Source organism: Helicobacter sp. T3_23-1056, from assembly GCF_053654535.1.
Genome location: NZ_JBSIUU010000040.1, coordinates 1 through 12,132 on the forward strand (window position 1 = coordinate 1; position 12,132 = coordinate 12,132).

The 12,132-nt window shown below is 39.9% G+C and carries 12 protein-coding genes; all 12 read right to left on the bottom strand.

The genetic code is table 11. The features are described 5' to 3' along the window. Window positions 1–4,423, bottom strand: a 4,423-nt coding sequence (locus ACWIUO_RS12825) for a hypothetical protein (RefSeq protein ID WP_454178283.1), incomplete at its 3' end; no start/stop codon positions are given. 71 nt (window positions 4,424–4,494) lie between these two features. Continuing rightward, window positions 4,495–6,129 carry a DNA primase gene (gene dnaG / locus ACWIUO_RS12830; RefSeq protein WP_454178284.1) on the bottom strand — a complete coding sequence of 545 codons (1,635 nt, stop codon included), beginning with the start codon at window positions 6,127–6,129 and terminating at the stop codon, window positions 4,495–4,497. 9 nt (window positions 6,130–6,138) lie between these two features. After that, window positions 6,139–7,353, bottom strand: a complete 1,215-nt coding sequence (locus tag ACWIUO_RS12835; protein WP_454178285.1) for an RAD55 family ATPase — start codon at window positions 7,351–7,353, stop codon at window positions 6,139–6,141. Continuing rightward, entirely contained in the window at window positions 7,346–7,735 is a 390-nt protein-coding gene (locus ACWIUO_RS12840; RefSeq protein ID WP_454178286.1) for a hypothetical protein, read from the bottom strand. The genes ACWIUO_RS12835 and ACWIUO_RS12840 overlap by 8 nt, the downstream gene beginning before the upstream one ends. Window positions 7,736–7,759: 24 nt before the next feature. Beyond that, window positions 7,760–8,725 (bottom strand): hypothetical protein, encoded by a 966-nt coding sequence (locus ACWIUO_RS12845; protein ID WP_454178287.1) that lies wholly within the window; start codon window positions 8,723–8,725, stop codon window positions 7,760–7,762. Window positions 8,726–8,791: 66 nt separating this feature from the next. Beyond that, a complete protein-coding gene (locus tag ACWIUO_RS12850) occupies window positions 8,792–9,103 on the bottom strand; it encodes a hypothetical protein (protein ID WP_454178288.1) in 312 nt (103 codons plus the stop codon). Between the two features lie 13 nt (window positions 9,104–9,116). After that, window positions 9,117–10,244, bottom strand: coding sequence for a tyrosine-type recombinase/integrase (locus tag ACWIUO_RS12855; RefSeq protein WP_454178289.1), 1,128 nt, complete (start codon window positions 10,242–10,244; stop codon window positions 9,117–9,119). Next, window positions 10,244–10,462 carry a hypothetical protein gene (locus tag ACWIUO_RS12860; RefSeq protein WP_454178290.1) on the bottom strand — a complete coding sequence of 73 codons (219 nt, stop codon included), beginning with the start codon at window positions 10,460–10,462 and terminating at the stop codon, window positions 10,244–10,246. The genes ACWIUO_RS12855 and ACWIUO_RS12860 overlap by 1 nt, the downstream gene beginning before the upstream one ends. Beyond that, window positions 10,456–10,914, bottom strand: coding sequence for a hypothetical protein (locus ACWIUO_RS12865; protein ID WP_454178291.1), 459 nt, complete (start codon window positions 10,912–10,914; stop codon window positions 10,456–10,458). The genes ACWIUO_RS12860 and ACWIUO_RS12865 overlap by 7 nt, the downstream gene beginning before the upstream one ends. Further along, window positions 10,904–11,218 (bottom strand): hypothetical protein, encoded by a 315-nt coding sequence (locus ACWIUO_RS12870; protein WP_454178292.1) that lies wholly within the window; start codon window positions 11,216–11,218, stop codon window positions 10,904–10,906. The genes ACWIUO_RS12865 and ACWIUO_RS12870 overlap by 11 nt, the downstream gene beginning before the upstream one ends. Further along, window positions 11,218–11,661, bottom strand: a complete 444-nt coding sequence (locus ACWIUO_RS12875) for a hypothetical protein (protein WP_454178293.1) — start codon at window positions 11,659–11,661, stop codon at window positions 11,218–11,220. The genes ACWIUO_RS12870 and ACWIUO_RS12875 overlap by 1 nt, the downstream gene beginning before the upstream one ends. A 12-nt stretch (window positions 11,662–11,673) precedes the next feature. Next, complete coding sequence (locus ACWIUO_RS12880; protein ID WP_454178294.1) at window positions 11,674–12,006, bottom strand: hypothetical protein; 333 nt, start codon at window positions 12,004–12,006, stop codon at window positions 11,674–11,676. Between the last annotated feature and the right edge of the window lie 126 nt (window positions 12,007–12,132).

A 12,132-nucleotide genomic window follows, 5' to 3' on the forward strand; every position in this document is an offset into this window, starting at 1 on the left:
GTAAGTTTGCTCCGTTTTCACTCTCTGTATCATCTAAAATCCTGCGCACAATGATTTTGTCTTGTTCTAAATCTATGCCAAACACTTTTTTTGCTTCGTTTTTATACTTGGCTAGATTTTCCCCGCTTAAGTGTTTGATAGCTTCGCCTCTGTGGTTTCCTGCGATTATTTCGCCATTTCGCGCGATGAGTGGTAGCCCATCATACTCCCCGATTTTGCCAAAAATCTTTAGCGGGTCAAAGTTATCTCTTATGTTTGCTATTTTGTCATCTTGTTTTACTTCGCGGGTTTGAAACCCTCCCGCTTCAAAGCTAGGCTTTAAGTCGTTTTTGTCGATGATGACAAACTCGGCTGGGTAAGTAATATCATCTAGTATTATGTGCGTGTCGGCTAGCTTTTGGTAGGGGACATCTTGCCCCATTTGCTCTGCTTTGATTTTTGCGCGTGCTTCTAGCGTGGTTTGCCCCTGTGATGCTTTTTGTGCTTCTAGGATTTTGTTTATTCGCTCTCTTTTCTCTGCCTCTTTTTTTGCGATATATTCGCTATCAGCTTGCTGTTTTTCTAGCAGGGCTTTTTGTTTTGCTTCTTTTTGTTCTTTGGCTAGCTCAAAGATTGATTTGTATGGGTTTTTTGGGACATCTTGCTGTGGGGCTTGCGATGTTGGATTATTTTTTGCTATACTTTCATTTTTTCCATTTAGTTGGTTTGTGGAGGTCGGCTTAGTAGCACTGCTATTTCCTCCCCAGCTGGTAAATTTGCCGATAAGGTCAGCACCTTTTAACACTTCATCTGCTTTTGCAATATCGTTTAACAAATATTCTGTATCTCTTGTCTTAAAATGTGTAATAAAAGTTTTGTCTTTGTCTTGTGTGATAAGCAAATAAAAAAATGGTTCGGCTTCGTTGTTTGTGCTAAATTTTTGTATATATTTTTGCTTTCCTGCGCTTGTATATTTTATGAGCGGGTCTAGCATTGTTTCTTGTAACAAACTAAAAAGCGCGTAGCGTTGTTTTTCATCGGGCTTGTCTATAAAATGCTTTTTTATATTTTCTACATTATCAAATTGGCTTAAAATATTTTCTAATTCATCTTGGTTTAATTCTGCGGGCATTTTTTGCGCAGGGGCGGATTCTAAGCTAGATTTTGGTTGTGGATTTTGTCCAAAATCTTTAAGCGTTTCATTGCTTGTTTGTGCTTGCTTAGCGGTGTGTAAAATCTCATCTTGTGCTTTATCGACTTGGTTGGTAATTTTGTTGATAATTTGTTTTGTGGGGTTGTCAAAATTTCCTCGTTTGATTTTCTCTTGCAATGTAAATTTTAGCTCGCTTACAGAGTGGGATTTTTCTAGTGCGCTACGCAAATGATAACGCAATGCTGCGCCACCGATTTTTTCATTAAAAGTTTGTGAAAATGGCACAAAGCTAGGGATATTTGGCATAAGTCTTATGATTTGGCTAAAAATAGCCTTTGTGGCTTGCATTTTTGCTGCGCCCTGTATCGTTGTGGCTATGCTTGAGCCGATTTTTTGCGTGGTGGAGGGTTTTATAGATTCTGCTATTAAGACATCATTTTTAAAAAGTTTATGATAGCCCTCCGCGATTTTTATAAAATCTTTTGCTAGCAAGGTGTCAAACTCGCCCTCTAAAAATTTTAGCCTTTCAAAAAATAGCGTAGAGTTAAACACTTGCAAATCTTTTTGCGTGGTAAGAGATGCGTTAAAAAGCTCGTTTAAGATTCCTATTTCAAACCGCTTTTTAGCTTCTTTGTCTAGGTTTTGGCTTAAGTGTTTAAAATTGCTTATTTCATCGCCTTGTCCTTGCAAAAACTTCAGCATAGAATCAAAACTTTTTTTATAGCTTGTTTGTGCGTCTCGTATTTTTAGCTTGTCAATATTTTTTAGCACGCTTTTCATATTGCCATAATCCGCTAAAGCCGTAGCAAAAAGTGTTTGTGCGTTTTTTGCCATCGCGGAGTTTTGCAAAAATATAGAATCAATGCCAGCTTTTATGTCTTGGCGTAAAATATCTTTTAAAGAATTATCAATATAGCTTTTAAAATTTGGGTCTTTTATGTCTTTGTAGTAGGCATTTAGCGTTTTTAGGGTGTTGTTAAGATTATCAAAGCTCACGCCTTTTGCATTGTAAATGTTGTTTTTGATAAATTGCAAAAAAGGTGCGCTCGTGTCGGCTAAAATCCCTCTTTGTGTTAAGCTGTTTTGTATTTCATCTAGCCTTGCTTGGCTTAAAGTTGTTTTATAGTTATCGTCATAAACCTTTTTTATGATGTTTTCCACCGCTTCGTTGTAAGAATCTTTTGTGCCTTGCTCATAAGCGTTAAAAACTTCTTTTATTTCGTTGTTTTTTAAGCCTAAATTTTCTAGTTGATTTTTTAGCTTGGCAGTGGTTTGGTTTAGTATGCTTTTTAGGTTTTGTTGGACTTGTGGGCTTTGGTTGGCAATTTCTGTTAAAAATGCTAGCAAATTGCCGCTTTCATCAGCTCGTATGGCGTTGATAAAAGCGGTTTGTTTTTGGCTTTGATTTTCTAGTGAAAAAATTTCTTGGATTTTGTTTGCAGCTTTTGTAAAACTATGCTCTTGCCCAAATTTTTGCGCGATAAAATCTGCGTTTTGGGGGGCGTTTTTGTGTCCTATGCGCAGATTTATGCCAAAATCTTGGCTAAAATCTTTTAAGGCTTTTATTTGCTCTGGCGTGTAGGTTTGTTTGATAAGATTTTCTACGGCTTTAGCGTTACCATCGATTGCACGCTTTGCAAAACCTAAAATGGGCGTGTATTCAACAACTTTGCCTAAAAAGTCTTTAGCACCCTGTGGCGTGAGGGATTTTGCGCCTTTTAGGGCGTATTTGCCAGCTTTTATCGCGCCCGCTACGGCTAAGTCCCCCGCTATGTTAAAAATCCCCTCGTGCAAGCCGTGCCGTAGATTTTCAGCAAAGTTTATTTTATTTTTCGTATAAATATCAGCTAAAGTCGCATCGATACTCCCCCCGACAAAAGCACCTAGCACACCACCACCGATAAGCCCTACTAGATTTTTGGTTGTTTTAAATCCTTTTGTGGCTCCTAGTATGCTGCCACCTATGCTAAAAGCATTTGATTTTAGCAAATTTGCAAAATTATCCAAAAAGCGCGTATTTACTTGGTATAAATACCCATCTTTTTCAAACAAAATATCCCCGCTTTTTTCATCGACATAGCCATCATCAAACCCGCTCATTATCGCTACGCCTTTGATTCCGTTATTAAATCTTGCTTTGTCTTTTTCTTTGCCCTCCGTGCTTCCAAAAATCAATGCTTTATAATCGCTTTTATTTTCTAGGGCGTGAATCGCGTCTTGGGCAAATTGTGGGATAACATTTTTGGCTTCGTATTTCATAAGCCATTGTTGTTGCTTCTCGGCATCATCGCCAAATCCAGCCCCCTCGCCATAACTATCAATATAGCTTTTTTCCTGCTCGCTTAGGGGTTCTTTGTTTTTGATTTTTTGATAGATTTTGGCTTGAGTTTGTAGCTTTTCATAGACTATTTTGCCAGCACTTGTCGCGCTAAAAATGCTAGAAAGCGTTGTGAGTGTGTCGCTTCCTTGCTTTTTTAGCAAGTCTTGTGCTTCTTTTGGCAAAGAGTCATACTCATAGCCTTGCTCGGCAAATTTTTGCAAAGTTAGCTGTGCTTCGCGCTCATTTGCTTGTGCTTCTTTGGATTTTAGCGCATCTAGCCCTATGATGTCGCCTAGCGTGGAGGTGCTTAAAAATTTATTTGCCTCTTTTAGAGAATCTAAGTTTTCTTGTGTGATTTGGCTTCGCTCATATTTGTAGCGATTTTTTGCTAGCTCTTTTTTGTTTAACGGTGTTTCTAAATCTATCCATAGGCTTTGGGGGTTTTGTGCGGATTCTTTGGCGATGCCAGCCAAAATTTCAGCGGATTTTGTGCCGTTTTTTCGCATCTGCTCGACTAAATCCCAGCTTATGTTGGTATTTTGCGTGGCTAGAAAATCTAATGCTTCATCGGCGTCTTTGGCATTTATCGCGTTTATCACGCCAGCATTTAAGGCTAGTTTTCGTTGTTTTGTGGTGGCGTAGGGCTTTGGCTCATTTTGTGGCTCGTTTTGCACAGGCAAATCATTTGCTAGCACTTCTTTAAAATCTGCATTCTGCGTGCCTTGCGTGCCTTGTGGATTTTGTGGGATTTGGCTAGATTCTAGTGTGGCGTCATTTGTTCTTTGATTTTTAGGATTTGGAGAGGAGAAAAAATCTGACGCCACGCTAGAATCTAGCGCGGGTGTAGCAGGGGATTTTAGCCCAAAATCCTGCGCTTTTGGCAAGTAGCTTGCATTGCCATTTGCTAGGCGCATTTCATCTAGGTTAGAATCTAGCGTGTTTTGTTGATTTCCTCGTGGATTTAGCGACATTTTGCCTTTTCCTTTTAAAAATATGCGGGGATTTTAGGCAAAAAGTCGCGTAAAAATAAAGTGGCTAGATTTTAAAAAGGCATTTCTAAATCCCGCGCTTTTTTTTGCCAAAAAAGCAATAAATCAATATTTTTGCTAGCCCTTGCCATCTCTAGCTCTGACTTAATTTTGTTTCTTTGCAAAGATTTTAATGCCTCGCCAAAAGCAAAAGTATCTATAAAAATATTTATGCTATCATCAATTTCTAGCGCGATTAGATTTTGGGTTTTTGCTCCGCTTAAAAAATCTTTGGCATTTTGGGTTTGTGTAGCAAAGATTTTTACGCCCTCGCTTTGCAAGACTTCGCGCAAAATAAACGCCATTTTTTCATCAAAAAGGGCTGATTTTAGCAGGATTTTTTCCACACTTGGCAGTGGGCTTTGGGGTTGTTTTGGGGTAGTTTTTTGGGTTAGGTATTCTTTGGGGATTTTTAGCGCGTAGCTTGCCTGCTCTATGAGTTCTTGCCTTGTGTAGTAGAGCTCGCAGGATTTTATCACTTCTTTTGCGTAGTCTAGCACGGCTTGTTTTTGTGCGTTGTTTTTTGCGTGTTTTAGCCTGTAGCGGAGGATAAACTCAAATCCATTTATTTCTTTTAGCTCTAGGCTTTCCCCTCTCTCTAGCACTTCGCCAAAATCTTTTACTTCATTTTTTGCCCACGCTACTTTTGCCTCAAAATACCCCGCTTTGCAGCATAAATCTAGGCTTCTTATTGCCGCTTGCCCGCCTGCTTCATCTTTGTCAAAGCAAAAAATGATTTCAATTTCAGGGGTTTTTAATAGCATACTTAGATGGGCTAGGCTAAAAGCCGTTCCACAAGTCGCTACGGCGTTTTTTATGTCCATCTTATCTAATGCTAGCGCATCCATAAAGCCCTCCACGACAAACACGCGCTTTTTGCTAGCAATAACGCTTTTTGCGTGCGTGTAGCGATATAAAATCTGTGATTTTTTAAAAATCTCACTCTCATTAGAGTTGATATACTTGCCTGCGTTGCGAAAGTTTTTATACGGGTGGCTTCTAGCAGAAAATCCTGCGACTTTATGCTGGGAGTTTCTAAGCGCAAAACTTATACGCTCGCTCAAAGGGCAATAATACCCCTCGCGCTCTTTATTTTTGCGCAAAAAACCTAACTCTAGGGCTAAATCCCATTGATAGCTAGATAGCCGTGCCAAAATCTCATCAGTTTTTGGGATAAAACCTATATCATAGCGGCTAAAATCCTCTGCCAAAATCCCGCGTTTTTTTAGGTAATCTTGGCATTTTTTTGCCATCTCGCTTTTTGGATTTGCTAGATTTTCTACAAACATTTCATTTAATGCCTCATTTAGCTCGCAAAAATCTTTATATTTTGATTTTTTTTCGCTTCCTTGCCCTTTGGCATACTCTAGGCTTATGCCCTGCATATTTGCTATGATTTCTACGGCTTGGCTAAACTCGCATTTTTTGTATGCCATCACAAAAGAAAATACATCGCCCCCCACTCCACAGCCAAAACAATGATAAATCTGCTTTGCTTGGCTTACCACAAATGATGGCGTCCCCTCTTTGTGAAACGGACAGCAGGCTTTATGGTTGTCGCCTTGCTTTTGTAAAGGCAAAAAATGTGAAACCACCTCGACTATGTCGCTTTGGGTTTTGATAGAATCTAAATTTAGGATTTTTGCCATTTTTACTCCTTAAATGTCTATGATTTCAATAGTGTTGTTTTGGTCGCGCTTTATGTCGTTATAATCCACTTCATAGACTTTTTCGCCCTCCACAAACGCACTAAAACGCCCTTTTTGCTTGTCAAACGCTAGCTTTTTTTTGTTGTGTATGCCTGTTTGTTTATTTTTATAAACAAGCACATTGCGGGCATTTTCGTCCCATTCCTGTCCTTTTTGAGCTAAGTCGTTTTTGTCAGGTGGCATCATTTCTATACGCACGCTTATGCTTGCTTCGTGCGCGCCTTTTTTGGAGTTGCTGGGGTTAAATCTATCGCCTTTTGCTGTTTGGATAATCAAACAAATAAAAATATTTAGAGAATGGCAAAGTCTAGCTAAAATGCTAAACTTGCTAGATTCCTCCTCCTCGATATTTCGCCCCCCGCTGTTTGTTAAGCGCATTTGAGAGTCAATCAAAAAAAACTTAACGCCTTGTTTGACTAGATTTTTGACATTTTGGGCTACATCATTTATATGGTAGCCGTCATTTATGATTATCATATTTTCTAGCGGGTATTTTAGCCCGCGATTTTGCGCTTTTGTTTTTAAGTAGCCATCAATAGTAAATTCAAAGCAAAAAAAGCAAACTTTGTGTTTTTTTGCCAAAAATTCAAACACTTGCAGGGCAAAAGTCGTTTTTCCCGCTTCTGCATCGCCTCCTAAAATCATTAGTTGTCCTAGCTCTAGCCCTCCACGCAAACACTCATCAAAATAGCTTATGCCCGTGCTAAACGATGGCATTTTTGGCTTGTTGTTGTATTCATCTTGCCACTCTTTTGCGTTTTTGTAGTTTGCGTGCGCTACTTCTAGCTTTTGGGCTAAAATCTGCAAATCTAGCACTTCGCCATTTTCGCTAGCGTTTGCAAGCTCTTTGCTTAGGGCTTTTTGCTGTTTTAGTTGAAAATCCTGTATAAAAATACTTGCAAAATCCACAAAAGCAATGTTTGGCGTGCTTGCAAAGATTTCAAGCGTAAAATCATCATCTAGCCAGCTTTTTGGCAAAGATGCACGAAACGCTTCTAAATTTATCCCCTGCGCTAAATCATTGCTACTCTTGGCAAGATTTAGGATTTTATCTAGTATTTCATTGCCTTTTTTGCTAAAAGGCTTACGCGTGGTTTTTGCTAAAAACTCATCGATTTTTTCGGGGTATTCCAGCATACTATGCAAAATCACAGCTTCAAGCATCGCCCACCTCCGCATTTTGTGCTAGCACAAACTCTGCAAACCACGCAGGCGCACCTGCTAGCTCTTTATCGATGAAAAATTTATGCAAAATAAAAAACGCACTCTCATCACTGCCACGATAATTTTTTAAGCGGCTTTGCTTAGCCTTTGCGCTCGTTTTTTCTAAAATGCTTTGTGCTAGTATTTCGCTTAGCTCTTTTAGCCCATAAAAGCCTTGCGGATTGCCTTTCACACTAAAAAATTTTAGTCGTAAAATCAAATCCTCCCTCGCAATTTCAGGGATAAAATCTAGCAACTCCGCGCTTTTTTGAAACTCTAGCTCATCGCTAAAACGCGCTTTTTGGGATTGCAAGACAAGACGCACAAATTGTTCTTTTTCCATTTGACACTCTTTTTTTTTGGGATTTTACGCGGTTTTTACATATTTTTTCATCAGCGCATCTATGTCTAGCCCGCGTTTTTTGTAGTATTGCTCCTGTGCTGTGGATTTTTGGCTTTGTTTTTGTGCGGTGGTTTTTTGCCCTGTGATTAAGTTGCCCTGCTTGTCCCAAAAGCAAAACCAGCCACGCGCTATGGCAATTTCTACCGCCTCGCTTAAATCAATCCCCGCGCTAAAAAATTCCTCAAACTTTCTTGCCGCTCTTTTTCTAGCCTCGCTGCTAAATTGCCTTATGCTTTGGCGATGTGCTACAAAAATTTCCCACGCTTTTAACCCGTTTTCATCTAAGCCCTGCGGGTTTAAGATTTCTTTTTGTGCGGATTTTAAGCCTTTTTCGCCCTGCTTAAAAAGTTGCCAAAGATTTAGCTTTAAGTCGTTGCGATTAAACAGCCTGTAAGATTCTAGGCTTTTTTCATCGCGTGTTTCCTCGCGTGTGCACACGCGCGGGCGCGATATAAAGTCTCTTTGTTCTTTTAAATCTTTATTCTTATGCTGCACAAAATCCGTATGTGGATTTTTGACCACACGGACAAAGTCGCCTTTGCTAGCCACTTCGCTAGCTTCTTGCTCTGCATTTTTGCTTTGATTTTGGCTGTTTTTTAGCTTGCCTTGATTAAAGAGATTTGTTTCATTTTTAGATTCTTTTGTGTAGTTGATTTTAGTTTGATTTTCGCCACAAAAACGCCCTTTTTCATCGCGGATTTCCTCTCGCTCTAAAATCCCAAAAGCCATTAGCTCTTTGACAACTTTGCGGATTTTTGAATAGCTCCAGCCTAGCTCATAAGCGACTTGCTCAAAATTTACATTCCAATTTTTTGGCAACGCGCTTAAATAAACGCCCAAAAATCTAGCCTCCGTGCTTAGCTCTTTGTCTCTTAAAAAACTATGAGGGATTTGGACAAATTGCCCTGTAATTTCGCTTGTTTGTATCATTTTTGCTCCTTTTTTTGTTGTCTTGCTTCTTGTTTTCTTTGCGCTCTTTTTTCTAGCTCTTGCATTTTATGCCACACGAAAAGATTTTGGCTCGCCTCTTTTTGCAAAAACTTCATCACTTGCAAAGTAAGGTAACACGCAAATGGAGTATTTGCCCGCTTTGCTAAAATCTTGGCTTTTTTGTAGGCATTTTTGCTTAAGCAAAATGCCTTGCGTTCGTTTCGGTTTTTTAAAATGTCCATTTTCACTCCTTTGACTTAGGCTAAATCTTAAAATATGGCTACTTCTAGCCTTGTAAAAACTAGAGGTAAAATCTAGCAAATCCATAAACTCCGCGTTTAGATACACACGGATTTTTTTAAAACTCGCTTTTTTCATTTTCCTTCCCCCTTTACGCGCTAAAATCACGCAAAAATTTTGCCCGCTCCGCGCCATCATCAATGAAACGCGCATAAGTATTTAGCGTGATATTTGCATTTTTATGTCCTAGCATTTTGGACACCCACATAATGTTTTCCCCTTTGCTTATCATCACGCTTGCAAAGGTATGGCGCGTGTTGTAAAAACGCCTTAAACTAAGCCCAGCATAGCTTAGAGTGCTACGCCATAGCTCGCCAAACTCCCCAGCCGTGTTGATAAAAGGTTTGTTTGCAAAATCTACAAATAAAAATCCTTTTGGCTCATCTGTGCCAAATTTTGCCCGTGCAAAGTTGCCTAGCTCTTTAGCCACCACAGGCAATAAATCTACTTCGCGCAGGCTAGATTTTGTTTTTGGCAGAGTGATGCCAAAACGATTTATCGTAGATTTGACATAGATTTTGCCGCTGAAAAAATCGATATTTTCCCAGCGCAATGCCAAAAGCTCCCCACTTCGTAGCCCGCTAAAAAACGCTAAAACACACGCAGGCTTAAACCAAAAAAAGCGTTTATCGCTTTTTTCTAGCTCATCGCACGCGCTCAAAATATCTTTTATTTCACTAAGGCTAAAAGGCTCACACTCTTTTTTATCTCTTAAATTGCTAAGTCGCTTTTTTAGCAACGATGCAAAAGGATTTTTTGGGATTTTTCCCTCGCAAAAAGCCCTCTCAAAAATCGCATTTGCAATCGCTTTTAGCCTTTTTGCGCGATTTGCGCTTAGCCCCTCTGCGTTTAGCTTGGCATAAAATCTCTCTACATCCTCTGTGCTAAAACTTGCAAGATTTTTTCTAAAATCAAAATAACGCTTTAGCACATTTATACTTGTTTGATAAGTGTTTTGACTAGATTTTTTTAGCGTCTTTGCAGAGTCTAAAAACTTCTTAGCATAGTTTTCTAGGCTATCTTTTCCTGCGATTTTTGGTGCAAAATACTCTTTTATGATGTTTTCACACTCACACAGGATAAACGCGCGATTTTGCGCATTGTTTTTTAGCCCTGTGCTAAATCGCACACGCCTCCCCTCAAAAGTCGTGCAAATATGCAGGGTTTTTCCCCGCACGACAAAAGGCATTTTTTGGGTTTTTTGATGTTCTACTTTCATCACTGCTCCTTTGTAAAATCGAAATTTTCATCTTGCTCTATGATAAGCGCAAAATCATTGCTTTTTTTGCACTTTGGACACACAAGCTGGAGGCTTGTCTCATCGCTTGGCTCTAGCCCGTATTCCTCATTTATCGCCGTGTCAAAATCAATGGTATTTCCACACACAAAAACCGCTTCTTGTTGGCATTTCTTACAAATCGCTTTTATGTTTAGCATTTTCCACCTCCGCTTTTGCCCCCCCTGCTTTTTCCTCCACGCAGTAGGCATTCCCCGCAGGTCGTATTGCCAAAAGCCACAGGGACAAACTCGCCCCCGCAGATTTTACAAGACGCACTTTTTGGCTTTCCCGCGTCTTTATAGAGATTTTCACTTGCCCAGCTATGTTTTTGCTCAAAAAACAAATACGGCAAAGGATTTTCTCTAAAATCATTTGTAAAATCTTGGATTTTTAGCGTGATAAGAGAATCTAGCAAGTCTATAAAATTCTCTACCACCTCCGCGCTTTTTGCTTGCAGTGGCAACCCGCACGCCTTAGCCAAATCAAAAAAAATAATCGCTTTTAGCTCTCTTTGTGCTTTTAGATTATCTAGCTTTTTGTCTGCTAGCTCACATACTTTGTTGCCCATTTCGTAGTATTTCATACGATTTCTTAAATCTCTAGTTGTCATCACTGCTCCTTTGTTTTAGTTGCGCTTTGCACGCTTTTATTTGACTCTCTAGCTCGCTAAAGATCACACGCTTTGCCACAAAATCATCTAGTAGCCTTTGACTTTGCGCATCGCCATAGCATTTTCTCAAATCCTCAAAAATCGCATAACGCACATATTCTGGGATTTCGCCATAGCCATCATAGTAGCTTGGGTTGCTTTGCAAATCAAATGCCTTTGATTCTGCATAAAAAACCCTCGCAAAATACACCACACACACAATGCCTGCTATGATAAAACACAGCACTTTCAACGCTTTTTCCATTAGTTTGCTCCTTGCAATTTGATGTAATTTTTGTAAGCACTTTGTTTATCAAGGCAGGGGACTAGCTCATTATCGCCTTGCTCTGCAGTGATAAGCACTGCTTTTTCACACGCCTTTAAGTCGTCTTTGCAGTAGTTGCGCGCTAACATCACCACTTCACGCACACTGCACGCCTTAAAGATGATTCCCCCGCCTTGCAACTCTTGGATAATGTAAATGTTTGGCTTTGGTTTGTCTAGCTCTTGGAGCAATTCTAGGCTTATGCTAGAATCTAGCTTTTTAGCCCTCTCTAGCTTAGAATCGCTTGCATTTGCTATGCCTATGGCTAAAAGCCCCACATAGCACACTAGCACAAACACCACGATGATTTTTCGCTCGCTAAAATAACGCCTTAGCGCATTAAAGATTAAGCGATTATTGCGTCTTGCTTTTTCTTTTTTCATCGCGCACCTCCCTTACTCAAACTCTTTTAAGGTATTGACACGCGCAAAGACTTTCCATCGATTGCTTACAAAATGCAGGGCTTTAGGCGTGATAGTCTTGCCGTTTTGGTCTTTGAAAGCTAAAAAGACTTGGTTTTTTAGAGAGTCTAGCCCCTCTGAAAAGTCCAGCCTAAGCTCCCCCTCACAATCCCACAAATACGCCCGCACACTCTCACGCACGCCATAGCCCACCACACTATCATTGCTAAAATCTGCGATATACACGCTCTCTAGCTCGCCATCGCTGCTTGGATTATGCTGATAAAGCACTCTTAATGCACCTTGCAATGCTGCCTCAAAAGTCATATCACACCCCCTTTTAAGTCTTTGCCTTTTATTAAGTCTTTTGCAAGTGGATTGCACCTGCCACACACTAGCGCATAAACGCGCACCTGCTTTTTATCGCCGCCACAAACTGCCATCAAAGAGCCG